The 23,682-nt window shown below is 58.6% G+C and carries 23 protein-coding genes; 16 read left to right on the top strand and 7 right to left on the bottom strand.

Annotated elements, in window-relative coordinates:
* Positions 1 to 40: 40 nt before the first annotated feature.
* The 5 genes from nadA to MNODULE_RS01050 are packed head-to-tail and all read left to right on the top strand — an operon-like array spanning position 41 to position 4,176.
* The gene (gene nadA, locus MNODULE_RS01070) at positions 41 to 970 is read left to right on the top strand and encodes a quinolinate synthase NadA (RefSeq protein ID WP_168057650.1); all 930 of its coding nucleotides are present in this window, start codon (positions 41 to 43) and stop codon (positions 968 to 970) included.
* 10 nt (positions 971 to 980) lie between these two features.
* Positions 981 to 1,196 (top strand): DUF2905 domain-containing protein, encoded by a 216-nt coding sequence (locus tag MNODULE_RS01065; protein ID WP_168057649.1) that lies wholly within the window; start codon positions 981 to 983, stop codon positions 1,194 to 1,196.
* Positions 1,196 to 2,311: a SpoIID/LytB domain-containing protein gene (locus MNODULE_RS01060; protein ID WP_168057648.1), complete on the top strand. Its 1,116-nt coding sequence runs from the start codon at positions 1,196 to 1,198 to the stop codon at positions 2,309 to 2,311. Before MNODULE_RS01065 ends, MNODULE_RS01060 begins: the two co-directional genes overlap by 1 nt.
* Positions 2,311 to 3,375 carry a tRNA preQ1(34) S-adenosylmethionine ribosyltransferase-isomerase QueA gene (queA, locus tag MNODULE_RS01055; protein WP_168059162.1) on the top strand — a complete coding sequence of 355 codons (1,065 nt, stop codon included), beginning with the start codon at positions 2,311 to 2,313 and terminating at the stop codon, positions 3,373 to 3,375. Before MNODULE_RS01060 ends, queA begins: the two co-directional genes overlap by 1 nt.
* A gap of 42 nt (positions 3,376 to 3,417) precedes the next feature.
* Positions 3,418 to 4,176, top strand: coding sequence for an SPOR domain-containing protein (locus MNODULE_RS01050; RefSeq protein WP_168057647.1), 759 nt, complete (start codon positions 3,418 to 3,420; stop codon positions 4,174 to 4,176).
* A gap of 20 nt (positions 4,177 to 4,196) precedes the next feature.
* Here MNODULE_RS01050 and MNODULE_RS01045 read toward each other — a convergent pair whose 3' ends face one another.
* Positions 4,197 to 4,481, bottom strand: a complete 285-nt coding sequence (locus MNODULE_RS01045) for a hypothetical protein (RefSeq protein WP_168057646.1) — start codon at positions 4,479 to 4,481, stop codon at positions 4,197 to 4,199.
* Positions 4,482 to 4,621: 140 nt separating this feature from the next.
* On the opposite strand from MNODULE_RS01045, the gene MNODULE_RS01040 reads away from it, so the two are divergent.
* The 4 genes from MNODULE_RS01040 (at position 4,622) to MNODULE_RS01025 (ending at position 8,412) form a co-directional block, all read left to right on the top strand.
* Positions 4,622 to 6,517 (top strand): DNA repair helicase YoaA, encoded by a 1,896-nt coding sequence (locus MNODULE_RS01040; protein WP_168057645.1) that lies wholly within the window; start codon positions 4,622 to 4,624, stop codon positions 6,515 to 6,517.
* 62 nt (positions 6,518 to 6,579) lie between these two features.
* On the top strand, positions 6,580 to 7,035 hold the full coding sequence (locus MNODULE_RS01035; RefSeq protein WP_168057644.1) for a hypothetical protein: 456 nt from the start codon (positions 6,580 to 6,582) through the stop codon (positions 7,033 to 7,035).
* A 49-nt stretch (positions 7,036 to 7,084) separates the two neighbouring features.
* Complete coding sequence (locus MNODULE_RS01030) at positions 7,085 to 8,023, top strand: isoaspartyl peptidase/L-asparaginase family protein (protein ID WP_168057643.1); 939 nt, start codon at positions 7,085 to 7,087, stop codon at positions 8,021 to 8,023.
* Positions 8,023 to 8,412 carry a YbgC/FadM family acyl-CoA thioesterase gene (locus tag MNODULE_RS01025; RefSeq protein WP_168057642.1) on the top strand — a complete coding sequence of 130 codons (390 nt, stop codon included), beginning with the start codon at positions 8,023 to 8,025 and terminating at the stop codon, positions 8,410 to 8,412. The genes MNODULE_RS01030 and MNODULE_RS01025 overlap by 1 nt, the downstream gene beginning before the upstream one ends.
* Here the strand turns inward: MNODULE_RS01025 and MNODULE_RS01020 are convergent, their stop codons facing one another.
* Both MNODULE_RS01020 and MNODULE_RS01015 read right to left on the bottom strand, forming a co-directional pair.
* The gene (locus tag MNODULE_RS01020) at positions 8,413 to 8,730 is read right to left on the bottom strand and encodes an ATP-dependent Clp protease adaptor ClpS (RefSeq protein ID WP_168057641.1); all 318 of its coding nucleotides are present in this window, start codon (positions 8,728 to 8,730) and stop codon (positions 8,413 to 8,415) included.
* Positions 8,731 to 8,781: 51 nt separating this feature from the next.
* The gene (locus tag MNODULE_RS01015) at positions 8,782 to 9,495 is read right to left on the bottom strand and encodes a tetratricopeptide repeat protein (protein WP_168057640.1); all 714 of its coding nucleotides are present in this window, start codon (positions 9,493 to 9,495) and stop codon (positions 8,782 to 8,784) included.
* Between the two features lie 164 nt (positions 9,496 to 9,659).
* Here MNODULE_RS01015 and MNODULE_RS01010 point away from each other — a divergent pair, with 164 nt between their 5' ends.
* From MNODULE_RS01010 to MNODULE_RS00985, 6 genes are all read left to right on the top strand, one after another.
* Positions 9,660 to 10,472, top strand: a complete 813-nt coding sequence (locus MNODULE_RS01010; protein WP_168057639.1) for a CbbQ/NirQ/NorQ/GpvN family protein — start codon at positions 9,660 to 9,662, stop codon at positions 10,470 to 10,472.
* A complete protein-coding gene (locus tag MNODULE_RS01005) occupies positions 10,469 to 13,492 on the top strand; it encodes a nitric oxide reductase activation protein NorD (RefSeq protein ID WP_168057638.1) in 3,024 nt (1,007 codons plus the stop codon). Before MNODULE_RS01010 ends, MNODULE_RS01005 begins: the two co-directional genes overlap by 4 nt.
* Before the next feature lie 51 nt (positions 13,493 to 13,543).
* Positions 13,544 to 13,972: a hypothetical protein gene (locus MNODULE_RS01000; RefSeq protein WP_168057637.1), complete on the top strand. Its 429-nt coding sequence runs from the start codon at positions 13,544 to 13,546 to the stop codon at positions 13,970 to 13,972.
* Positions 13,960 to 15,276, top strand: coding sequence for a ribosome biogenesis GTPase Der (der, locus tag MNODULE_RS00995; RefSeq protein ID WP_168057636.1), 1,317 nt, complete (start codon positions 13,960 to 13,962; stop codon positions 15,274 to 15,276). Before MNODULE_RS01000 ends, der begins: the two co-directional genes overlap by 13 nt.
* Positions 15,277 to 15,684: 408 nt before the next feature.
* Complete coding sequence (locus MNODULE_RS00990) at positions 15,685 to 19,137, top strand: PAS domain S-box protein (protein ID WP_168057635.1); 3,453 nt, start codon at positions 15,685 to 15,687, stop codon at positions 19,135 to 19,137.
* Position 19,138: 1 nt separating this feature from the next.
* The gene (locus MNODULE_RS00985) at positions 19,139 to 19,474 is read left to right on the top strand and encodes a TfoX/Sxy family protein (protein WP_168057634.1); all 336 of its coding nucleotides are present in this window, start codon (positions 19,139 to 19,141) and stop codon (positions 19,472 to 19,474) included.
* Between the two features lie 34 nt (positions 19,475 to 19,508).
* Here the strand turns inward: MNODULE_RS00985 and MNODULE_RS00980 are convergent, their stop codons facing one another.
* Positions 19,509 to 19,790: a hypothetical protein gene (locus tag MNODULE_RS00980; protein ID WP_168057633.1), complete on the bottom strand. Its 282-nt coding sequence runs from the start codon at positions 19,788 to 19,790 to the stop codon at positions 19,509 to 19,511.
* A gap of 246 nt (positions 19,791 to 20,036) precedes the next feature.
* Between MNODULE_RS00980 and MNODULE_RS00975 the strand changes: the two genes are divergently transcribed.
* The gene (locus MNODULE_RS00975) at positions 20,037 to 20,375 is read left to right on the top strand and encodes a hypothetical protein (protein WP_168057632.1); all 339 of its coding nucleotides are present in this window, start codon (positions 20,037 to 20,039) and stop codon (positions 20,373 to 20,375) included.
* A 19-nt stretch (positions 20,376 to 20,394) separates the two neighbouring features.
* On the opposite strand, the gene MNODULE_RS00970 is transcribed toward MNODULE_RS00975, so the two are convergent.
* The 3 genes from MNODULE_RS00970 to MNODULE_RS00960 form a co-directional block, all read right to left on the bottom strand.
* The gene (locus tag MNODULE_RS00970) at positions 20,395 to 21,675 is read right to left on the bottom strand and encodes a phospholipase D-like domain-containing protein (protein ID WP_168057631.1); all 1,281 of its coding nucleotides are present in this window, start codon (positions 21,673 to 21,675) and stop codon (positions 20,395 to 20,397) included.
* Between the two features lie 13 nt (positions 21,676 to 21,688).
* Entirely contained in the window at positions 21,689 to 22,654 is a 966-nt protein-coding gene (locus MNODULE_RS00965; protein ID WP_168057630.1) for a lysylphosphatidylglycerol synthase domain-containing protein, read from the bottom strand.
* Between the two features lie 241 nt (positions 22,655 to 22,895).
* Positions 22,896 to 23,672 carry a tetratricopeptide repeat protein gene (locus tag MNODULE_RS00960; protein ID WP_168057629.1) on the bottom strand — a complete coding sequence of 259 codons (777 nt, stop codon included), beginning with the start codon at positions 23,670 to 23,672 and terminating at the stop codon, positions 22,896 to 22,898.
* Between the last annotated feature and the right edge of the window lie 10 nt (positions 23,673 to 23,682).

Raw genomic sequence — 23,682 nt, 5'->3', positions numbered from 1 at the left:
CTATGTTAAACTAAATTCACTTTTCTTGTAGGATCGATTGATGAGTGTCGCCACCGAAAAACGTCTGATCGCCAAAATCGAGCGGCTCAAAAGAGAGCGGCAGGCGATCATCATCGCCCATAATTATCAGATCGGGGAGATCCAGGATGTCGCCGACTTCATCGGCGACTCGCTGGAGCTCTCTCAGAAGGCGGCGCAGACCAACGCGGAAGTGATCGTCTTTTGCGGCGTTCATTTTATGGCGGAGACGGCGGCGGTCCTCTGCCCCAATCAAACGGTGCTGCTTCCCGATCTCGATGCCGGCTGCGGAATGTCGGAGATGATCACGGCGGCGGAGGTCCGGGCGCTGAAGGCGCAGCACCCCGGCGCGGTCGTCGTCTGCTATGTCAACTCCAGCGCCGAAGTGAAGGCCGAGTCGGATATCTGCTGCACTTCGTCGAATGCGGCGAAGGTGGTCCAGTCGATTCCGGCCGATCGGGAGGTGATCTTTATTCCCGATCAGTTCTTGGGCGCCCACGTCGAGCGGCAGACGGGACGGAAGCTGATCTTATACAACGGCTATTGCCCCACCCATTTTCGGATCATGACCTCCGAGCTGGCGGAGGCGAAGGCGGAACATCCCGGCGCCTTGGTCCTGGCCCATCCGGAGTGCACCCCCCAGGTGAGTGCCGCGGCCGATCAGGTCCTCTCGACCAGCGGGATCTGCACCGAGGCGAGAAAGACCGATCACAGCGAGGTCATCGTCGCCACCGAGATCGGCATTCTCCACCGCCTTCAGAAAGAAAATCCGGACAAAGAATTCATTCCCGCCTGCAAGTGGTGCGATTGCGCCCACATGAAGGTGAATACCCTCGAGAAGCTCCTCTGGTCCTTGGAGGAGATGCAGTTTCCGATCGCCGTTCCCCCGTCGGTCGCCGTGCGCGCAAAGACGGCGATCGATCGGATGTTGGAAATCAGCAAGGCAAAATAAGGAGGATCAGATGGCCGACATCGGGCGCATCCTCATTTTTCTCGGGTTGATCCTCGCCCTTCTCGGCGGCATCGTCCTCCTCGCGGGGAAGATCCCCGGCCTCGGCCGACTTCCCGGCGATATCCTCATTCAACGGCGCAACGTGACTTTCTATTTTCCAATCGCCACCAGCATTCTCATCAGTATCATCCTCTCGCTGATCTTCTGGCTGTTGAGTCGAAGGTAATGCATTCGATACTGATCGCCCTCTTTCTCTTTTTCCTTCCGACGGCCGCATGGGCCGGGGAGACGATCCGTGTGGCCCTTCTGGAGAATGCCGCGCAGGTGCTCGTTACCTCCGGTGAAGGTTTTTTCGTCAAGACCGCTTCGGGCGACCTCCTCAGCAAACATCCGATCACCTCCGCCGATCTTCGGATTCAAAAAGGGATTACGCTCAATCGACAGGAAACGGGGGAAGAAGCCCTTTTCTTTTCACCGAGGCGCGGCGGCAAGATCGCGATCAACCGCCAACTGTACGACGGCACGATCCAGATTAAAAAGAAAAACGGCGGCCTCCTCGTCATCAATGAAATCGATATTGAGCGATACCTCCAGGGGGTCGTTCCCGCGGAGATGCCGGCCGACTGGGAGATGGAAGCGCTGAAAGTTCAAGCGGTCATCTCCCGCACCTATGCGCTCTATCAGAGGGAAAACCGAAAGGGAAAAGAGTACGACCTGGTCAACACCATCCTCGGACAGGTTTACAAAGGAGAGTCGGTCGAAGACAGCCGCGCTTCGCTTGCGATTGCGCAGACCAAAGGACAGATTCTCTCTTACGACGGGGGGCTGGCGTTGACCTTCTTTCACTCCACCTCCGCCGGTCCGACCGAAGATGCCGCCGAGCGCTGGAACATCGCCTTTCCCTATCTCAAAGGGGTGAGCTGTCCCCTCGATCGAGATTCCCCCTATCACGAGTGGAAGCGGACGATCACCCTCGACGATCTGGAGGCGGCTTTGGGAAAGCTCGGTCATCCGGTCGGCGCCATCGCCACGCTGACCCCTCTTCAATGGAGCCGGGCCGGACGGCTGCTGACCGTTCGGATTCTCTACTCGGGCGGGGAGTTGATCGTGAAGGCCGAAGACCTCCGAAAGGCCCTCGGCTACAAGATCCTTCCGAGCACCCGGTTCACCATCGAAAGTTTTGGAAGGAAAATTCAGATCCGGGGGATGGGCTACGGACACGGCGTCGGGCTTTGCCAATGGGGGGCGAAGGTGATGGCCGAAAGCGGGTTGAATTTTGATGAGATTCTGTTATATTACTACCCAGGCGTCACGCTGCAACCGTATGAGGAAATAAAATAATCTCTCTAGAGAATGAACAGCACCTTGCGGCTTACGATTACTCCCTTGATCCCTCCCTGATCGCAGCGTCGCCCGCGGCCGAGCGGGATCAATCGCGGCTCCTTGTCTACCATCGAAAAAGAGAGAAGATCGAACACCGGCGCTTCTCGTCGCTTCCCGAATATCTGCACCCTTCGGACCTTCTGGTCCTCAACGACACCCGGGTTTTCCCGGCGCGCCTTCGCGCGAAGAAAAAGTCGGGGGGACGCATCGAGCTGCTTCTTCTGCGTCCCTCGGTTTCGGACAGGGATGTGTGGGAAGTGATGATGACAGGGAAAGTCACCCCGCCGGTCGATCTGCTTCTGGAAGAGGGGGCGATCGCGCATGTGGTCCGGGAGATCGACGGAGGGCATAAGGAGATCCGGTTCGAGCTGCCGAAAGGGACCCCTGATCTTAATGCTTATCTGGAGCGTTGGGGCGAGGTTCCGCTCCCCCCCTACATCGTCAAGAAACGCGCGGGCCGGAGCGACACGGCCGACCGGGAGCGCTATCAGACGGTGTACGCCAAAGCTTCGGGGTCGGCCGCCGCGCCGACCGCCGGGCTTCATTTTACCGATGCGCTTTTAGAGGAGATCCGGCGAAAGGAGATCCAAATTGCGACGGTCACCCTCCACGTCGGCCTCGGCACCTTCCAACCGATGCGGGAGGAGCGGATCGCCGATCACCGGATGCATCGGGAGTGGTTTCAGATCCCCCTCGAAACGGCGGAGGCGGTGAAGGGGGCGCGACGGAGCGGCGGAAGGGTGATTGCCGTCGGCACAACGGCGACCCGTGCGCTGGAGAGCGCCTCCCGGCCCGACGGAACCGTTCAGTCCGGGGCCGGGGAGACCGAGCTCTTCATCACGCCGGGGTATCATTTCAAAGCGGTGGACGGTTTGATCACCAATTTTCATCTGCCGAAATCGACCCTTCTGGTTTTGGTTTCCGCCTTTGCCGGAGGCGAGGCGGTCCGCGCCGTCTACCAAGAGGCGATCCGGGAGCGCTACCGCTTTTACAGCTACGGCGATGCAACGCTGATTTTGTAACGCGAATTTAAAAGTCCTTTTTTGTCAGGAAGGGGGTTTTTCATGCGTGACTTGAAGGATTTGAAGCGAGAAGACGAAGGAATGGGCCCGAAGAAGAAGCCCCCCTATTTTATGATCGGCCTGCTGGGGGTTTTGGTTTTTCTCACGCTCGTTTTTGTCTTCCGAACAAAAGAGGAAAGCCCGGAGCCCCCCCCGCCCCCGCCGGTGAGCCAGCTTGCGCCCGATCAAAGCCCGGCCGCTCCGGCGGAGCTTTCGGAGAAGGAAGAGCCGGTGGTTCCAGACCCCGCGCTGAAGCCGGGGGAGATGCGGTTCGATTCAAAGCCGGAGCCTTTCCCCGCGGCGCCCCCCCCAGGGAATGCGGCGACCGCTCAAGCCCCTGGGAATCCGATTCCGAAGGAAGACTTGACCTTCTTCGATACCTTGAAGGACAAAGAAAAGAAAAGCGTCGCGCTGCAGACGAAGAAAGAGACCAAGCCGGCAGCCCAAAAAACAAAGCGGCCGCCGGAAAAAAAGAGCGACCCCAAGAAGGTTTCCGTCCCGCCGACTTCCGGACCCTCCGGCGCCTACACGATCCAGGTGGCCTCCTTTGCGGAAAGAAAAGGGGCCGAGACCCTTTCCCAAAAGTTGAAGAAAAAGGGGTATGACGTCTATGTCGCGGCCGGCGAGATCCCGGAGAAGGGAACCCGGTATCGGGTTCGGATCGGCCATTATCCAAGTCGCGCGGAGGCGCAGAAAGCGGCCGAGCGGATTCGGGAGGCGGAAAAGTTAAGCTTCTTGATTACGACCGATACGGGAAAATAGCAAAATATTTCGGGTGTAGATTACAGGAGGGGGATCCGCTTCTCCTTGGCGGCATGTTCCAGGACCACCAGAGCGGTGTGTAATCGCTGAAGGCGTGTGTTCCGTCTCCGAATCCCCATCGTGTCGTGCGTGGGGAAACTCTCCGACCGAACCTCTCTTTGCACTTTCTTCAGCTGTTGATGAAGGGCTTTGTACATTTCCTTCTCGAAACGCTTCAGGACCAGAGGATTGAGGACCATGAATCCCTCTGCGATATCTTTCGATACGGAAACGACGCTTTTCCCCCGGATCTGACCTTCGGCCACTTCGACCTCAAAATAAAGGTTTTCTCTTGGCAAGGAACAAAGTAAAAGATACCGGATCATCCGATTCCTGTCAAAAGCTCTTCCTTCCCGGCGGGCTCCTCTCCACCCTTTTAAATCGTTACGAATACCGCGAAGGGCAAATGCAGATGGCTTCCGCGGTCGCCGACGCCCTGGAGCGGCAGAGCACCCTTCTGGTGGAGGCCCCCACCGGGACCGGAAAGACCTGGGCCTACCTGATTCCGGCCGCGCTCAGCGGAAAACGGGTCGTGATTTCCACCGGGACCAAGACCCTTCAGGACCAGCTCTACCAAAAAGATCTCCCGCTCCTGGCGCAATCACTCCCGCGCCGCTTTACCTACAGCATGATGAAGGGGAAGGGGAACTACCTCTGCCTTTACCGGTTCGGACAATTTCTGGAGCAGCCGACCTTTCCCGGCCTGGAAGTCGGATCAGATTTTGAACAGCTCCACCGCTGGTCGATGGAGACCGCCACCGGCGATCGGGCCGAGTTGTCGGCCCTGCCGGAGGGGTCGCCCCTCTGGCCGGAAGTTTCCGTGAAGGGGGAGGCCTGCCTCGGGAGCGGATGTCCCGACTACGACCGCTGCTACATCACCCGGATGAAGCAATCGGCCGCCGCATCCGACCTGATTGTCGTGAACCACCATCTTTTCTTCGCCGATCTGGCGCTGAAAGATTTTTCCTTCGGGGAGGTCCTTCCCCGTTACGACGCCGTGATCTTCGACGAAGCGCATCTGCTGGAAGAGGTCGCCACCCAATACTTCGGTGTCTCGATCAGCAGCTACCGGGTGGAAGATTTCCTCCGCGACACCGAGCGGGAGGTCCGCTTCTCCCAACCGCAGGAGAAAGGGTATCTCGACCAGTGCGCGCGGATCTTGGCGAAGTCGAACCGGTTCTTTCAATTTTTCAGGAGAGGGGAAGAGCGATACCGTCTGACACGCGCATTTTTCTCGCGGGAAGCGGTCACCGCTGGGCACGATCTTCTCCAATCGCTCGACCTGCTTCGCCAGCAGATCCACGCCGCGCAGGTAAAAAGCAACGGTTTCTCCCATCTTGCGGAGCGGATCGAATTATTCTCGGCCGACTTGCAGCTCTTTCTGACGGCGGATGCGTCGACCCCGTTCGTCTTCTGGGGAGAGAGCCGAAGGCTGGGGGTCTTTCTCCATGCGTCGCCGCTCGATATCTCGGCCCTCCTCCGCCAAAAGCTCTTTGAGCAGGAGATCCCGATCGTCCTCACCTCCGCGACCCTCTCTTCCGGTATGCAAAGCCGGGGCGTATTGCAATACGCCCCGACGGCGACGGGGGCTTTCGATTTTGTGAAAGAGCGTCTGGGGATCGAGCAGGCCGACGAGGCGGTCCTTCCCTCCCCCTTTGACTACGAAAAACAAGCGCTCCTTTATCTCCCGAGCCATCTTCCGAGCCCGACGAGCCCCCCGTTTGTTCCGGCGATCGCGGAGGAAATCGTCCGAATCCTTGCTGCAAGCGGAGGGAGGGCCTTTCTCCTCTTCACCAGCTGGAAGAATCTGGAAGAGGTCTATCGACTGATCGCCCCCCGGGTTCCCTATCTTCTCCTCAAGCAGGGAGACCAGCCGAAGCATGCGCTGATCGAAACGTTCCGGAGCGAAGTCTCCTCGGTTCTCCTCGGAACGACCAGTTTTTGGCAGGGGGTCGATGTCCAAGGGGAAGCGCTCTCTTGCGTCATCATCGACAAACTCCCTTTTGCCTCTCCTTCCGATCCCCTCATCGCCGCCCGGATCGAATCGCTGACCGATCAAGGGAAAGATCCCTTCATGACGTTTCAATTGCCCTCCGCGATCCTCTCCCTTCGACAGGGGATTGGAAGACTGATCCGGAATCGGGAGGACCGGGGGCTTCTCGCCATTCTCGATCACCGTGTGACGAGAAAAGAATACGGCCGGCATTTTCTCGCGAGCCTTCCCCCCTCTCCCCGGACCGATCGGCTCGAAGCGGTTCAGCGCTTTTTCTCCGCCGGAGCGTCGGCCGGAGCGTCGGGATGACGGCATGCCGGCAACGCAACGGCGGACTTGACACTGCTTCTTCATTTGCTACGATTGAGAAGATGAAATTTCGATCCATTCACTCGATCGGGATCTTTGCCCTCTTTTTCGGAATCTTCTTCGGTGGGGAAGCCGAGGGCAAGGGGGCCGTTTATTCCCGCGTCGATCGGACCGCTTTCCCGCAATCCTCCGATCAAGGTCCCGCGCCGATGCGTGTCGCCCGTCGCCCCAAATTGGCCCGGATTCCCAACCTCGACGTCTATCATGCTCCCGATCTTTCCTACAATCTTTATCTCTTCGAGAAGAGATGGTACTTCTATCACAATGGAAAGTGGTATCAGGGCCAGACACATGAGGGGCCGTGGCGCTATTTGAGCTATTCAAATGTCCCCGACAAACTGAAAAAAATTCCGGCCGAGTTCATCAAGAAGAATGAACCCCCTCCGCCTGTGAAGAAAAAGCTCCCCCCGCCTCCGAAGAAAAAATCGTCTCAGAAGAAAACGCCTTCCAAAAAATAACTTTTTGACTTGTCGTCGCCCGCGGCGCTGATGTAAAGTGACCAAACCGATGAAGAAGAAAACGCGCGCAACGGTTCTGCTGATCCACGGCGGCTGCGGGTCGACCCCGCCGACCGCCGCGCAGTTGAAAACGATCGAAACGGCCCTCGACCGGGGGGAGCGCCTTCTGCAGAGGGGGGCCTCCGCCCTCGACGCGGTCGAGGCGGCCGTGGTCGTTTTGGAGAAGAGCGGCCGGTTCAATGCCGGAAAGGGATCGAAGCGGCAGATGGACGGGGTCCTCCGGATGGACGCCTCCGTCATGAACGGGCGGGACCTCTCCGCCGGGGCGGTCGCCGCGATGGAGGGGATTCTCACCCCGATTCGCGCCGCGCGCCTCGTGATGGAGCGGACGCCGCACCTTCTCCTGGTCGGAAAATCGGCGGAGGGATTGGCCCGTCTTTTCCGTCTCCCCCATCTTTCCCCTTCGCTCGCCGCTCCGAGCCCCCCTTCCGAGGAGCTCTCTTTCGGAAAGTGGGAAGCGCTTTTCCGGAAGCTTCAAGGAGCGAAGAAAAACGAAAAGGGAAAGCGCGGAACCGTCGGGGCGGTGGCGCGCGACACAGAGGGGAATGTCGCGGCGGGGACCTCGACCGGAGGAATCCGTCTGATGCTTCCGGGACGGGTCGGAGACAGCCCCTTGATTGGGGCCGGAACGTACGCCGACAATCGTTCCGGCGCCGTTTCGATGACCGGCCTCGGCGAGGCGATCATCCGGGCGGGGCTCGCGAAGGAGATCGCGTTGACGATGGAGGGGGGCGTTGAGGCGGAAGAAGCCGGGAGAGGCGCTTTGATCCGGATGCGCCGCCGGATCGGCGGGGAGGCCGGCGCGATCATCCTCTCGGCCGACGGCGGTTTCGCCCTGCTTCACACGACCGACTATATGCCGGGGGGATACCGGGCCGGGCGACGCCGCAAGGTTGGCGGTCAATTTCAAAGGGTCATGGAGGATTGATGCAGATTCGTGTTTATTACGAGGATACCGACGCGGGCGGGGTGGTTTATTACGCCAATTATCTGAAATATTTTGAGCGGGGGCGGACCGAATTTTTCCGGGAGCGGGGGTTGGAAGTGGCTTCGTACGCGGCGGCGGGGGTTCTTTTCGTCGTCGCCCACGCCGAAATCGACTATCGCCTGGCGGCGCGCTACAACGACCTGCTCGATATGGAAACGGAGGTCGTCGACTTCAGCCGCGCCAGCCTCACCTTCTCCCATGTGATCCGCCTGCACGATACCGAGAAGGTCGCCGCCGAAGGCTGGGTCCGGCTCGTCTGCGTCGACGAGCGCTTCAAGCCGATACGCCTTCCGGAAGAGATCATAAAGATCGTGACGAAGATCTGCTAATTAAGCCGGCTCAATGACACAACGAAACGGGAATCCCTCCGCCCGGGCGGCGTTGTGGACCTGCTCCTGCTTCAACTCCGCCTGCTCCTTCGAGAGGGTCGCGACATGCGCGGCCCCTTCTGTATGGACCTGCCACATCAGCGCTTGGGCGGTGTCGGGATCTTTTCCAAAAATCTGAATTAAGATCCGGACAACAAATTCCATCGATGTGACATTATCATCGAGCAGGATGACCTTGTAGGGGGGGATCTCTTCGATCTCCGATTTGGTTTCTTCTGAAAGCTCCGGAAGGACGGACGGGGCCGTGCTGGCGATCATGACGGACTCATTTCTGAGCGGAAAGGAACCGGCGGGAAAGGCAAAACGAGATCACCCCTCGATGATCTCTTTCTTCACCATCGCGAGATAAACCTGCGCCTCTTTCCCCTCGGGATTGATCCGCTGGGCTTCTTCCCATTCGGCGAGGGCCAGATCGACAAAGCCCTTCATATAATAGGTGACGCCGAGATGGATGATGGCGGGAATGTACTTCGGATGAATCTCTTTGGCCTGCTGGAAAGTCTCGATGGCATCATCGAACATTCCCTTTTCCCGCAGGGTAATTCCGACTTTGGTGACCACGTCGACGAACTTCGGCCGGATGGAGAGAGCCCTCCGGTACTCCTCCAGCGCGCCGTCGTAGAGGCCGATCTCAAAATATTGATCGGCGAGCTTCGCATGTTCGTTGGCGAGCTTTCCCTGGATAAAGGGATCGATCGATTTCACCTCGGACCGGACGACCCGCGCCGCCTTGGAAAAGGTCTCGCCCGCCTCGTCGTATCGGCCGAGGTCGTTGAGGGCGATCGTCAGGTTAAGGGAGGCTTCCGTGTAGCGGGGATTGATCTGAAGCGCCTTTTTGAAGTAAACGACCGACATTTCCGCATTTCCTTTCTGAAAGGTGATGATGCCGAGCTTGTTATAGATATCGGCATATCCTTGCGGATGATTCTGGAGGAGCTTGAGAAAGAGCCGTTCCGCTTCGATGATCTTCCCCTCGTCGAAGGCGGCGCGGGCCTGCTCGTAGACTTTTTCGAAATCGTCCATCCGAAAACTCCCTGAAGTAGACCAAACTTACCTTAAAAGCGGAAAAGAGTCAAAAGTTTTTTCCCCTTCGTTCCCCTCCAGACACCCGATACCGGCGGGGTAAACGATTGTTTTATCAATCCGGAAAGGTTATAATCCCCCCAGATTTGATACAGGGAGGTCTCATGCAACACCCATCGATCATGGAGCCGTTTTATCTCACCAAGGAGCCCTATTATCAACCGGTCGGCGCGGAGGCCGTTCTCTTTAAGGCGGCCTATGAATCGAAGCGGCCGGTGCTGATCAAGGGGCCGACCGGCTGCGGGAAGAGCCGGTTCGTCGCCTACATGGCCTACCATCTCAAGCGCCCGTTGATCACCGTCGCCTGCCATGAAGATCTGACCGCCTCCGATCTGGTCGGGCGGTATCTGCTCCAGGGGGACGAGACGGTCTGGGCCGACGGCCCGCTGGCGCTGGCGGTGAAACATGGGGCGATCTGCTATCTGGATGAGATCGTCGAAGCCCGCAAAGATACCACCGTCGTCATCCACCCGCTGACCGACGACCGGCGGATCCTCCCGATCGAGAAAAAGGGGGAGATCGTCCCCGCGTCGGACGATTTTATGCTCGTGATCTCGTACAACCCCGGCTATCAGAGTGTTTTGAAAGACCTCAAGCAGAGCACCCGCCAGCGGTTCATCGCATTGGAATTCAACTATCCCCCGCGCGCAACGGAGATCCAGATCGTCGCCCGGGAAGCGGCCATTTCGGAAGAGGTCGCGCGCCGCCTGGTCGGGATCGGCGAGAAGGTCCGGAATCTTAAAAATCACGGCCTGGAAGAAGGGGTCAGCACGCGGCTTCTGATCTATGCCGGCCAGTTGATCGGGAAGGGCATCCCGCCGCATCGGGCTTGCGCGGCGGCGATCGCCGACGCCATGACCGACGATGCCGAGATGCACCGAACCCTCATGGAAATTGTCCGCAGTTTCTTCGAATGAGCCCGTCATCCCCCCTCGAATCGATCCAATCTTTGCTGGCGGCGACCCTCGACGCCGACGAGGCCGCGCGCATTCTCTGGGCGCTCTCCCGGCTCGATCCGTCCCTCCAAAAAAACGCGGTGAACATCGGCCTCATCCTCTCCGATTTCTCGACGAAAGCAGCGACGGAATACTTTCGCGCGGTCCCATTGGTGCTGCAGTCGATCGGCCCCGACGAGCTGGCCGGCTGGGTCGGGATGGGAATTCAGATCGCGCAGCAATCGTCGGCGGCAGGAATTCGGTTCTTCAAACAGGGCGCCGCGGTCTTCTCCAAGCTTCCATCCAAGCCGCTCCGCGACCGCTTTCTTCAGCTGGGGATCTCCCTGGCGCAGCGCGACTACAACTTGGCGATGGAATATTACCAACAGGCGCCCGCCCTGCTCGCCAACGTGTCCCTCACCGAGGCGGCGCTGGCCGAATGGGCCGAGCACGGCTTCGCCCTCGGGAAACAAGATTACACCTTGGCGGTTGAGTATTTCCGAACGACCCCCTCGCTCCTGATTCTCCTGCCGATCGAGCTCCTCCCGAAGTGGATCGCAGCGGGACAGAAGCTCTCCTCCGGAAAGGTCCTCGCGACGCTGCAGTTCGTTCGGACGAGTCCGGAGGTTTTCACTAAAATTTCATCGAACGCCGACCGCGTCCGGCTCCTCGATCTGACGGCCGAGGTCGCCGAGCGGAATCCAACCCTCGCCGCCAAGCTTTTCACCGAGGCGGCCGCCATCCTCCCCCCCTTTCAGACCCTTCATCTCGAAGGGGTCCTGCTCGATAAAGCGCTGACCCTGGCGCGATTCGACGGGGAGTTGGCGGCGACCCTTTTCTTAAGCGGTCCCAAGATCTTGAAGGAAATGGGGCGCGCCGCTTCCCACTTCCCCGAGTGGGTCGAAGAGGGGATGGCCTTGGTGAAGCAGGGGCCGGGGGCCGGGGGCCGGGGGTCGGCAAAGGCGTTTTTTGCGTTTGAATCGAAGGGGGCGCGCGAGGCGGTCGATCATTTCGGGACCGGTGTCTCTCTGGCCTCGATCTCACGGATGTTAAAGCTCTTCGCGGAGGCCCTCTCCGGCCGGCCGGTCGCGATCCAGCCGACCTCAAGCCTCAAACAGGAAGGAAAGGAGTCCGAGGCGCCTACGACCGACGGCCAGACGATCTATCTTCCGGACCATGTCAACCAATTCCCAGACAGGGCGCTCAATCTCGAATGGTATAAGGTTGCGACCGCCTATCAGGCCGGCTACCTGGAGTTCAACACCTTCACGCCGAAAATCGCCGACACCGCCGACCTGATCGAGGCGCTTCAGATGAAATACAAACGCCGGGGGGGATTCTCGAGTTTGACCTCCTTCTTTTCCCTCTTTCCCGAGCCGGCGCTGATCCAGCGGCTTTTCGAGATCGCCGAGGGGGCTCGGATCGAGTACTTGCTGAAGCAGGAGTATCCCGGATTAAGATCGGCGCTGATCCGGATGCGCGAGGCCGACCTCGCCCGCCGTCCGCCGCTCACCGGGTTGAGCCCGCGCGGGGCTGTCGTCGAGCTGCTCCATCAGATTTCGCTGTCGGGGAAAACAAAAGAGCCGATCCCGCCGGCGATTCAATCGACCCTCTTCGAGGCTTGCCGGATGTTGGGAGCGGTTCAGAACCCCGATGCGCCGGTCCCGGTCGCCTACGCGATGGCGGCGGCGGCGCGGGTCTACGATCTTTTGGAAATCGACCAGGCCGAGCCGACCCCCGCCACCGGCGACATGGAGACCTTTGATGAGCGGGGAAGCCCGGTCCGGGGCGAAGGAGAAGGGGCCGGAATGATCGCCCCCTCGACCCGCGGGGTAATCGATCCGAAGCGGGTGGAGGAGACGAAGAAAGCGACACAGGCCCAGGCCGACGCCCTGCTGGAGAAACTCAAAGGGGCGGGGGTCGATCTCTCGACCGAGGCGGCCGTGGCGGCCCTCTCCGGATCGATCCAACGGGGGGAGTCGACGCTCGAATCGCTTCAGCAGGGAGGGGCGCTCGACACCCTCGCCGAGCAGATGACGGCGGGGCGCTCGGAGCCGGGAGGGACCGCAGGCGGCAGGCGGTTCCGGTATGATGAATGGGATTGCGAGAGCAATGACTACCGGCCGGGATGGTGCCAGGTGATCGAGCGGCCGGTGGCGGCGGGGACCCCCGACGCGGTCGAGGCAATCCTCGTCGAGTATGGGGGGATGATCCAGTCGATTCAAACGGCGTTTCAGCACCTCCGCCCGGAAGGGCTCAAGCGGATCAAAGGAGAGCGGGAGGGGGACGAGCTCGATCTCGATGCGCTGCTCAACAGCCGGGTGGAGGCGAAATCGGGACGCTCTCCTTCGGATCGGATCTATGTCGCCCGCCAGAAGAAAGAGCGGAGTGTGGCGATCGCTTTTCTGATCGACATCAGCGGCTCGACACAGCAGCCGCTTCCCCCACCCCCAAAAAGCGGGCTTTTTGGGGACCCCAAGAACGCCGGAAAGCGGATCGTCCAGATCGAAAAAGAGGCGCTGGTCCTTTTGTCGAAGGCGATCGACGCCGTCGGCGACCGCTTCGCCCTCTATGGTTTTTCGGGACGGGGAAAAGATTCGGTCGATTTCTATCTGATCAAAGATTTCGACGAGCGCTACGGCGCCGAGATCGACCGCCGGATCGGCCGGATCGAGGCGGCGGCTCAGAACCGCGACGGCGCCGCCATCCGTCATGCGGCGCGGCGGCTCGCGGCCCAGCCGTCCAAGGTCAAGGTGTTGGCCCTCATCAGCGACGGCAAGCCGCTCGACGACCAATACAGCGGCTCGTATTCGACCGCCGACACGAAGATGGCGCTTCGCGAAGCGAAGCGGCAAGGGATTCATCCCTACTGCATCACGGTCGACCGGGAAGGACCGGAGTATCTGCGCGGCATGTATGGCGAGGTCGCCTATCTGGTCATCGACCAGATCGAAACCCTCCCGGTGAAGCTGCCGCAGATTTATAAGAGGTTAACGACATAACTGATAACGTAATGTAGGGGCGACGCATGCGTCGCCCCTACGGAGGACCCAATGGAACAGGATAATCTTTTCACCGGCTGGCTCTGGGAGATGTTCAAAGAGTATGTCCGGAAGATCCGGCGTACCGCCTCGCACGGCGCGCCGGAGGTGAGCGAGATGAAGGAGAAATATCAGGAGATCTTCAATGAAGCTTCGATCAAGATCTTGGTGGAAGAGAAGGTCGGGATGATCGTGATCTTCAACGATCTCGAAAGCCGGACGACGGCGGAGCTGGCGGGGTTGATGGAGAAGGAGCAGCTGATGGCGTATCTCGCCAAAACCTACGGCCGGGGAAAATACAAGATCAATCTCTATCACGGGATGACCTTCGTCGCGACCCATAATTTCAAAGTCGAAGAGGAGAGCCTCCCCGAGCACTGGCGGGAGATCGTCGCGCGGAACAAGGCGGCGGAGGAGAAGACAAATCCGTGGCAGAGATAAAAGGGCCGATTATCGCCGTTATCGGGCGGCCGAACGTCGGGAAATCGACCCTCTTCAACAAGTTGGTCGGCAGGCGCAAGGCGATCGTTCAAGATATGCCGGGGGTCACGCGTGATCGAAACGAGGCGCTCGGCCATTATCGGGATCGGCAGTTTACGCTGATCGATACCGGCGGGTTGGTCCCCGAATCGAAAGAGGAGATGGAGACCCAGGTCCGGCGGCAGTCGGAGATCGCCATCGAGCAGGCCGACGCCCTTCTTTTCGTCATGAGCGCGCGGGACGGGGTTACGCCGATCGACCGGTCGATTCATGATCTGCTTCGAAAAAGCGGAAAGCCGGTCTATTATGTGATCAACAAGGCCGAAGGGAAGGGAATCCAACGATTCAACGAATTTTATGAGTTGGGTGTCGATCCGCTGTATGCGATCTCCGCCGAGCACAACGAAGGGTTGAGCGATCTGCTCGACGCCCTCTACCCCCGGATGGCCCCGGAGGAAGAAGAAAAGAAGATCGAAGCCCCCAAGGTGGTCGTCCTCGGCCGGCCGAATGTGGGGAAATCGACCCTGATCAACACCCTCCTGCGGGAGGAGCGGCTTGTCACCAGCGATGTTCCGGGGACGACCCGCGATACGATCGACAGTTGGGTCACCTATCACGACAAGCGGTATCTTTTTATCGATACGGCCGGCATCCGGCGGCGGGGGAAAATCGAACATGGGGTGGAGCAGTTCAGCATCGCGCGGGCGAAAGAAGCGCTGGAGCGGTCGGACGTCGCCCTCCTTCTGATCGACGGCGTCGAAGGGATCACCGAGCAAGATTCGAAGATCGCCGGGTTGATCATCGAGAAGGGGAGGGGATCGGTCGTCCTGATCAACAAATGGGATCTTGCAAAAAAAGAAGAAAGGGCCAAGGAACGGCTTCTGAATCAGATCGCCCTTCGATTCCGTTTTTTGACCGATCTGCAGTATGCGACCATCTCCGCTCGGGAGGGAGAAGGGATCGGCCAGATCTTCCAGCTGATCGATACGGTCTACGGCGGCTATACCCAGCGGGTCTCCACCGGCGATCTGAATCGCTTTTTTGAGAAAATGATGGAGAGCCATCCCCCCCCTTTTTACAAGGGAAAGCGGCTCAAGCTCTACTACATCACCCAGGCCGGGGTGCGGCCGCCGACCTTTGTTCTCTTTGCGAACGCTCCCAAAGGGGTTCCCGATCATTACCTCGGCTACATTGAAAATCAGCTCCGCGAGACCTTCGGCTTTACCGGCACGCCGATCCGAATCCGACTTCGCCAGCGTCGATAATTTCCCTCTTCTTTTCGGCCTCAGAGGCCGTAAATACCCTGATTGACTCACTCAGGGTCAATTCTGTATATTGAAACCTACTCTGAGTGAATATTAACAATCCTGTATGGCCTCCTTCAGCAGAGGCTGAACATCTTCCTTCTCTTTGAGAGGGCTGCTGAAATACCTCAATAGAACACCCCTCGCGATATTAGGATTCGTCAAGAACCGACGAGGGAAGGATTCAGAGTCGGAGGTAGACGAGATGATCCGCTCCTTCTTCCCGAGTCTTCAGCCCCTTCGATCAGGCCGCCTTCCTGACCTCCTCTTTCAAAGACCGTTTTTTTCCGCAAGAAGATCCCGGATTGATGCGCTTTGTCGTAAGCGCTTTTCGGAAGGGGTCCTCTCTCCGGGTGGAGAAAGCGTCTGATGAAACCCCCCCTTCCCCAGGATGAACCAAAGCGGCTGGAAACGCTTCGGCAGTATCAGATCCTCGATACCCCATCGGAAAATGTGTTTGACGATCTGACACGGTTGGCCTCCGACGTTTGTGAAGCGCCGATCGCGGTGATCACCTTTATCGATGATCATCGTCAGTGGTTCAAATCAAAAATAGGTGTGAGCCCGACTGAGACCCCCCGGGAGAGCGCCATTTGCGCCCACGCGATCCTGCAGCGCCAGCCGTTGATTGTTCACGATACCGCTTCCGACCCCCGGTTTTCGGACAACCCCTGGGTGACCTCCGACCCCCACGTCCGATTCTACGCAGGCGCCCCGCTGCTGACCCCCGAAGGGCATGCCCTCGGAACCGTCTGCGTCATGGATTACGCTCCTCGAGAACTGCGCCCCAAGCAGATCGAAGGGCTCCAAACGATTGCGCACGAGACGATGTTGCTGCTGGATCTTCGCCGTCAGCTTTCGGCGTCGTCGCGCATGGTGACCGGCCTCCGGGAGGCGGAGGAGGCGCTGCGGGAATCGGAGGAAAAGTATCGGATCCTCTTCGAGAACAATCCGCATCCGATGTGGGTGTTCGATTCGGAGACGCTCGCTTTTCTGGCGGTCAACGAGTCGGCCATCCGGCACTACGGCTACAGCCGCGAAGAGTTCCTCTCCATGACCATCAAAGACATCCGCCCGCCGGAAGACATTCCCCGCTTGCTGGAAGATTTTAAGAAGATGTCCCCCGGAGTCGCTCGGGCCGGCATCTGGCGGCACCGAAAGAAGGATGGAACGATCATCGACGTGGAGATTACCCGCGATCTGATCCTTTTTATGGGGAAGCAGGCGGGGCTTACCTTGGCAAACGACGTGACCGAAAGAAAGAAGGCGGAGGAGGAGCACGCGCGCCTTCTTTATCGCGAGCGGGAAGCGCGCGCGGCGGCGGTGCAGGCGCAGTGGCGCTTTACTTTTCTGGCGGAAGCGAGTGAGATCCTCTCCGCTTCGCTTGATTACGAAACCACCTTGGAGAGCGTGGCGCGTTTGGCGATCCCCTTTCTGGCCGACGGTTGCGTCGTTGATATCGTTGAAGAAGATCAATCGATCCGCCGGGTGGCGGCGGTCGCCACCGATCCGGTCAAAGAGGCGCTCGGATTGGAACTGATGCGGCGCTACCCTCCCGAACGGGGAGGCGCCCACCCGCTTCGGCAGGTGCTGACCTCGGGAAAGCCGATGATCCTCTCCGATATTCCCGACGCGTTGTTGGAGACCATCGCGCGCGATCCCGAACATCTGAAGCTCGCCAAAGCGCTGGGGATCAAATCGGCGATGAGCGTCCCCCTCTCGGCTCGGGGGAAAACGTTGGGGGCGCTTTCTTTTGTCACAATGGAATCGGGCCGCCATTTCGGAGAGGACGATCTCTCCCTGGCGGAAGACCTCGCGCGCCGCGTCGCCGTGGCGGTCGATAATGCGTGTCTTTACCGGGGGGCCCAAAGAGAAATCGAGGAGCGAAAAGAGGCCGAAGCGGCGCTACGCGAGAGCCAGCGGGCGCTGACGACCTTGATGAGCAATCTCCCCGGTTTGGCCTACCGGTGCCGGAACGATCCGGACTGGACGACCGAGTTCGTCAGCGAGGGATGCCTGGCCATCACCGGTTATGCTCCGGATGACTTTATCGGCAATAAAACCCTCTCCTATGGGAGCTTAATCCACCCCGAAGATCGGGAACGGGTCTGGGAAGAGACCCAAGCCGCCCTTCGCGAGAAGAGACCGTACGAATTGGTCTACCGGATTTTTACCGCATCGAAGCGGGAGAAGTGGGTTTGGGAGCATGGGCGCGGGGTGTATTCCCAGGGGGGCGAATTGCTGGCGCTGGAGGGTTTTACCACCGAGATTACCGAGTGGAAGCGCGCGGAGGAGGCGCTGGCGTCGGAGAAAGAGCGCCTTGCGGTGACATTGGGGTCGATCGGCGATGGGGTGATCACCACCGACATGGAGGAGAGGGTTGTCCTGATGAACAAAGTGGCCGAGGGCCTCACCGGCTGGACCCAACAAGAGGCCGTCGGCCGCCCCCTTCAGGAAATCTTTCATATGATCGACGGGAAAACCGGCCGGCCTCTGGAGAGTCCCGCCGTCCAGGTTCTGCAAACCGGCGCGACCGTCGAATTGGCCGATCATACGATTCTGGTCTCTCGAGAAGAAACAGAGCGGAGCATTGCCCACAGCGGCGCCCCTATTCGAGACAAAGCAGGACATATCATAGGCGTGGTCTTGGTGTTCCGAGACACCACCCAGCAGCAAAAAATGGAGGAAGATCTTCTTCGAACGAGCAAGCTGGAAGCGGTCGGATTGCTTGCCGGCGGCATCGCACACGACTTCAACAATATCTTGACCGCCATTCTGGGGAATCTCTCCCTAGTGAAGATGTCGATCGGTCTGACCGATCCCCTTCATCGGCGGGTCAGCGACGCGGAGACCGCTTCGCTTCGGGCAAGGGATCTGGCGCAGCAGCTCTTGACCTTCGCCAAAGGGGGGACGCCGATCAAGAAAACCGTCTCGATGAAGGAGCTGCTGAAGGATTCAATCGAGTTCGTTCTGCACGGATCGAATGTCGGGGTTGAATTCGTCATCTCGGACGATCTCTGGCCGGTCGAAATCGATGAGGGACAGATCAGTCAGGTCCTCCACAACCTGGTCATCAATGCCCAGCAGGCGATGCCCCAAGGAGGGATCATCAAAGTGCGGGCGGAGAACGATCTTGTCAAAGAAGGGGACAAGCGGATTTTCCTCAAACCGGGGAGATACGTTCGGATCTCGATTCAGGACTTTGGAATAGGCATTCCGAAGGAGCATCTCCCGAAGATCTTCGATCCTTACTTTACGACCAAACAGAAGGGAAGCGGACTGGGGCTGCCGACCTCCTATTCGATTGTCAAAAAACACGACGGCTACATGATGGCCGACTCCGAGCTGGGAAAGGGCTCGATCTTCTCCATTTACCTGGCGGCCTCTTCGCGCGACGTTGAGGCGGAGCGGCGATCCGAGGCGCCGCTTCGGGGCAAGGGTAAAATTTTGATCATGGATGACGAGCAGGCGGTCCGAGAAGTGGCAGGAGAGCTCTTAGGCTTTCTCGGCTACCGGGTCGGATACGCCGAAGATGGCGCCGAGGCGATCGCACGCTACCGGGAGGCGTCGGCCTCCGGAGAACCGTTTGACCTGGTCATCATGGACCTGACCGTGCCGGGGAAGATGGGGGGGAAAGAGGCGATCCAGCGCCTCCTTGAAATCGACCCGCATGTGAGGGCGATCGTCTCGAGCGGCTACTCCAACGATCCGATCATGGGTGATTATGCCCGGTACGGTTTCAAAGGGGTGATCGCCAAGCCTTACCAACTCGAGCAGCTGAGCAAAACCGTTCATGATGTCATCACGGGAATGCCGGGATAGGATGAAAGACGAATCGTTCCGGGAGTTTGTTCTCGACCAACTGAGCCCGCTTGAAGGAATTCACTGCCGGCCGATGTTCGGCGGGCAGGGTCTCTACCGGGACGAGCACTTTTTCGGCATCCTTTTTAAAGGCCGGCTTTACTTCAAGACCGACGATGCCAGCCGTTCAGACTATGTCGAAATGGAGATGAAGCCGTTCCGCCCCAGCGCCAAGCAGACCCTGAAAACGTATTATGAGGTGCCGGTCGATGTGATCGAAGATCCGGAGCGGTTGAAGGGGTGGGCCGAAAGGGCGATTGCTTGCCAAGCGAAGATGCCGAGGAAACGGAAGCGCTGACAGGAGTAGGACTTCATCCCGATTGATCCGGTTATCACTTCGCACCGCTTTGCTCCGTACGTTGTTTGTTTCCGGCAATGCGCGGAGCTTCCCGTTTGCCGTTTACATAGATTTTGATATATTCTTCGAACTCTTCCCCTTGAGATGTTTTTACGAATTCGAGAAAGCCGTAGATATTTTTAATTTCTTCAGGATCAAACCCGATTTCTTTCAGAAAATCGTCGTTTGCCCGAAAGGACAAAGGGTATGGAAGGATTCGAAACAGATATTTTCCGGAATCTTGGAATTCAATAATAGCATAATAGAGATCGCTCAATCTTTTGAATGAGGAGAGAAGGCCGTTGTAATTTTTCCGGCCGGCTCGCCTGAGAAGGTGGCGAAAGTCGTCGTTATAGTCTTTGATGAGTTTATCGAAACGATCCTGTGTCATAGAAAAATTCTACTATAATTGATGGATACGGCTGCAACATGTTTTTTTAATGCGGTCTCTTTCCCTTCTTATTCCCGGGAACGTTTTCTTTCTCCTTGATCTTTCCCCCGCCGTTTCAGTACCATTAGGACCATGTCAGTCAAAGTCTGGTGGCCCCTTTTTCCGCTCCTCTTCTTCATCGTCCTGGTTTGCTTGATCACTGCCATGGTCCGGGTAAAACGCCGCGGCGGGACAACGCGAACCGAGTGGCTGACCCTCTCCCTTGCAATTTTTTTCTACTTGATGACCTGGGTGGTCGGAGAAATGGGGATGCGGTGGCTGCACATGCCGGTGTCGAACGTCGCCGAACTCTTTATTCTCTTCAACATCGTCTATTTCGCCCGGAAGGGATGGAAAGACATCGCCTGGCTCAACGGCGTCGCCCTGGCCGCCATCGCGGCCGATTTTGCGCTCCATTATATCTTAAAGTGAGCCATTCGCCCCTTTCCTCTCACAACAGGCTTTTGATCCAGTCTCCCAGCCAGCCGACGAAGCGCTCGCGATAGGGCCGCTTCCGCCACTCCTCATAAGAGATCGGACGCGACCGCGCCAGATCCTCCAGAAAAATTTCTTCCAGGTGTCGAGCGACCGCCCGGCTATGGAAGTTCAGGTTGAACTCATCGTTGAGGCTGAACGAACGGTTGTCGAAGTTCGTGCTGCCGATCGATCCCCAGACGCCGTCGGCCACCATCGTCTTCGCATGCATGAAGGTCGGCTGGTACTCGTAAATTTTCACCCCCGCCTTCAACAGCCTGCCGTATCCGTTTCGGGCCAACTGGTAGAGAAGGTAGTTATCGTTATATTTTCCGGGAACGATGACCCGGACATCGACCCCCCGCTGGACCGCCTCGATCAACCGGTCCTGAAGAAGACCATCGGGAAGAAAGTAGGCGGTGGTGATATAGAGGGTCCGCTCCGACGAGGCGATGGTCAGGAGGTAGAGCATGTAGACTTCGGAGCTCGACTCCATCGGCGAGCTCCGAAGTCCTTGCGCTTTGACCGGACCGATCTCTTGGAGGGGGGGAAAGTAAAGGTCTCCCACAATCATGGTCCGCGTCGCCTCCATCCAGTTTTCGGCGAACGCCGCCTGCATGTAGTGAACCACCGGCCCCTCGACGACGACGCAGGTGTCCCGCCAATGATCCTTGTCCTGCGCATGGCCGAGCCATTCGTCGCCGATCCCGATGCCCCCCGTAAAGCCGATCCGTCCATCGATGACGAGAACCTTCCGGTGCGTCCGGTAGTTGTACTGGAAAGGTTTGTACCACTTCAGCGGCCGGAACCAGGCAAAATGGACCCCCCCCTCCTTCATCTTCGCAACGTTCTTTTCCTCCATGCTCTTCGCCCCCTGGGAATCGAGGAGCAGGTAAACCGGCACGCCGTTTCGCGCGCGTTCAGCGAGCGCGTCGGCGAATGCGTCGGCGATCTCCCCTTTCCAGTAGACGTAGGTGACGAAGGTGATGCTCTTCTCCGCCTCTCGGATCGCCTTCAACATGGCGGCGAAGGTCTCGTCGCCGTCGAGCAAGACACGAACGTGATGCCCCGACAGAATCGGCGCGCCGGTGTAGGCCTCGAGGGTATCGAAAAAAGCGGGGTGGGAGAGGGGAAAGGGCTCTTGCCCCAGTCGCTTGGGAGTCGCGCCGCAGGCAACGAGGGCCAGCATCAGAACGAGAAACAAAATCCTTTTGATGCTGTTGTAAAAATGTTGGGTGAGGTGCGATTGGTAGATCATCTTTACTACTATTTTAGCGATTTTCGGCTTTTTGACGCAATATGGCGTCGAGTGATCGGGGGCGATAGCGGATCTCATCGATGGCGAGGAGCGCGATCCCGATCACCATGGGGATGAGGAAGTAAATTACCCGATAGAGCAGAAGGGAGGAAAGGAGGGCCGCTTCGGAGAGTCGGCCCTCGAGGAGCACCAACATGCTCGATTCAAACACCCCGATTCCCCCCGGGGCATGGGTGAGAATCGCCACCACCTCCACGATGAAATAGGCCGCGATGAAGGTTCCGATCGAAACCGCCCCCGCTGGAAGGATCAAATAGAGGATCCAGAGGGTCGCAAAGACATCGATCGTCCCCAGAACCAATTGCGACAACGCAATCCGGAAGGGGGGGAGAGACCATCGTTTCCCCCGGAATTCGATCTCCTTGTCGGATCGGCTGCAGATCCCCAGGTAGGCCAAGGGGATCGCCCAAACCAAGAGCCCCACCACGGGGAAGAGCGACCTTGGAAGAAAAGGGACGACCGTTTCTTCCAAGGGGTAAAAAAGGAACGAAAAGCCGCCCCAAAAGAAAAAACCGAGGAGAAAGGTGACGGTGTTGAATAGGACCAGTTTGGTGACATCTTTGAGATCCATTCCGCAGCGGGAATAAAATCGATAGCGCATCGACCCGCCGGTCAGCCAACTGATTCCGAGATTCTTGCTGATGGAATATCCGACAAAAGAGGCGAGCGCCACCCGAGGGTACGAGATCCGCTTCTTTAGAAAACGAAGGGCCAGCCAATCATAACCGGTGAGGACCAGGTAGCTGATCGTCGTCCAAAAACCAACGATCGCCAGCCGCATCCCCTCCAGGGAGCGGAGATATGCGGTGACCTCCGCCAGGTCGATGGTTCGAAATCGCCTGTATAGGAAGAGGCCCGCCGCAATAAGGGCGACCAAGCCGATAATCGTATTGATCCAATTTCGTGTCTCTTGTTTCAATCAAACCCCATTCCGGCGAGAGAAAAGGAGAGACGATGCGCGCCGGGCTTTATTTATTTTGACACGAATGGGGGGGGAAAGACGAGAGGGGGGAGAGGCCGTCCGTTGCGAACGGGGAAATGGTCTTCCCGCGGGAGTTGCATCTCAAATCGAAAAGATTAAAACGGAAAGAAGTTTATCGGGCGCCTCTCCCGGCGCCAACGCCCGATCGGTCTCGTTTAAACCGGTTACAAGGAGGGTTTTATTTTCTCCGGAGCCGATCGCTTTGTTCCTGGTCGCGTGCATCCGGCGGAAGGCGATATCTCTCCCGGATTTCCGTGATGCGTCCGAGACAGTGAAGGGCCAGCTCCCGATCCCCCCGGCCTTCATAAACCGCCGCCAAGCCCCGGAGGGCTTCGCTCTCCCCCGCCGGATCCCCTAACCGGCTGAAGTGGGTCGCCGCGTAGTTAAAGCAGGTTTCCGCGTCCCGATCCTGATCCCGCTGGAGGAAGGCCCGACCCAGCTGTCCCCAGGTCGCCGCCAACCCTTCCTCATGCCCCGCCTTCTTGTGGAATTCGATCGCTTTTCTGAAAAGAGTAATCGCCTCTTCCATCTGTCCCGTCGCCTCTTCCAATAGGCCCCGGTTGCTGTAGAGCAACCCCGAGGAGAGGTCGTCCGTGTTTTCTTGGAGAAGATCAGCCGCCTCCAGATAATAGGCCCGCGCCCGCTCGAACTCCCCCGCCTCCCGGCAGAGATTGCCGAGATTGACGAGGGTCTGCCCGACCGTTTTCGCGTCGGGCTCTTCCCGGTCGAGCGCCAAGATCTCCAGGTAGCAGGAGCGGGCCTTCTCCCGGTCTCCGAGGGCCGCGGAGGCATTCCCCAGATTCAGAAGCACCGCGCGGAGTTGATCGGCCTTCCCCCCGGCGCGCGCCTCTTCCAGCGCCTGCCCGAAACAGCGCCGGGCGCTTTCGAATTGCCCGCGATGGAGAAAGATCATCCCTTGCAGGAAGATCCCGGAGTGATTTTTGTTCGACGTCATCTCTTGATCA

This window comes from Candidatus Manganitrophus noduliformans (assembly GCF_012184425.1).
GTDB lineage: Bacteria > Nitrospirota > Nitrospiria > SBBL01 > Manganitrophaceae > Manganitrophus > Manganitrophus noduliformans.
This window is presented reverse-complemented; position numbering and strand designations above follow the sequence as displayed.

What these genes read in the sequence shown, in the direction of transcription:
- nadA (WP_168057650.1), top strand. Translation starts at nt 41, where the DNA reads ATGAGTGTCGCCACCGAAAAACGTCTGATCGCCAAAATCGAGCGGCTC.
- MNODULE_RS01065 (WP_168057649.1), top strand. Translation starts at nt 981, where the DNA reads ATGGCCGACATCGGGCGCATCCTCATTTTTCTCGGGTTGATCCTCGCC.
- MNODULE_RS01060 (WP_168057648.1), top strand. Translation starts at nt 1,196, where the DNA reads ATGCATTCGATACTGATCGCCCTCTTTCTCTTTTTCCTTCCGACGGCC.
- MNODULE_RS01050 (WP_168057647.1), top strand. Translation starts at nt 3,418, where the DNA reads ATGCGTGACTTGAAGGATTTGAAGCGAGAAGACGAAGGAATGGGCCCG.
- MNODULE_RS01040 (WP_168057645.1), top strand. Translation starts at nt 4,622, where the DNA reads ATGCAGATGGCTTCCGCGGTCGCCGACGCCCTGGAGCGGCAGAGCACC.
- MNODULE_RS01035 (WP_168057644.1), top strand. Translation starts at nt 6,580, where the DNA reads ATGAAATTTCGATCCATTCACTCGATCGGGATCTTTGCCCTCTTTTTC.
- MNODULE_RS01030 (WP_168057643.1), top strand. Translation starts at nt 7,085, where the DNA reads ATGAAGAAGAAAACGCGCGCAACGGTTCTGCTGATCCACGGCGGCTGC.
- MNODULE_RS01025 (WP_168057642.1), top strand. Translation starts at nt 8,023, where the DNA reads ATGCAGATTCGTGTTTATTACGAGGATACCGACGCGGGCGGGGTGGTT.
- MNODULE_RS01020 (WP_168057641.1), bottom strand. Translation starts at nt 8,730, where the DNA reads ATGATCGCCAGCACGGCCCCGTCCGTCCTTCCGGAGCTTTCAGAAGAA.
- MNODULE_RS01015 (WP_168057640.1), bottom strand. Translation starts at nt 9,495, where the DNA reads ATGGACGATTTCGAAAAAGTCTACGAGCAGGCCCGCGCCGCCTTCGAC.
- MNODULE_RS01010 (WP_168057639.1), top strand. Translation starts at nt 9,660, where the DNA reads ATGCAACACCCATCGATCATGGAGCCGTTTTATCTCACCAAGGAGCCC.
- MNODULE_RS01005 (WP_168057638.1), top strand. Translation starts at nt 10,469, where the DNA reads ATGAGCCCGTCATCCCCCCTCGAATCGATCCAATCTTTGCTGGCGGCG.
- MNODULE_RS01000 (WP_168057637.1), top strand. Translation starts at nt 13,544, where the DNA reads ATGGAACAGGATAATCTTTTCACCGGCTGGCTCTGGGAGATGTTCAAA.
- MNODULE_RS00990 (WP_168057635.1), top strand. Translation starts at nt 15,685, where the DNA reads ATGAAACCCCCCCTTCCCCAGGATGAACCAAAGCGGCTGGAAACGCTT.
- MNODULE_RS00985 (WP_168057634.1), top strand. Translation starts at nt 19,139, where the DNA reads ATGAAAGACGAATCGTTCCGGGAGTTTGTTCTCGACCAACTGAGCCCG.
- MNODULE_RS00975 (WP_168057632.1), top strand. Translation starts at nt 20,037, where the DNA reads ATGTCAGTCAAAGTCTGGTGGCCCCTTTTTCCGCTCCTCTTCTTCATC.
- MNODULE_RS00970 (WP_168057631.1), bottom strand. Translation starts at nt 21,675, where the DNA reads ATGATCTACCAATCGCACCTCACCCAACATTTTTACAACAGCATCAAA.
- MNODULE_RS00960 (WP_168057629.1), bottom strand. Translation starts at nt 23,672, where the DNA reads ATGACGTCGAACAAAAATCACTCCGGGATCTTCCTGCAAGGGATGATC.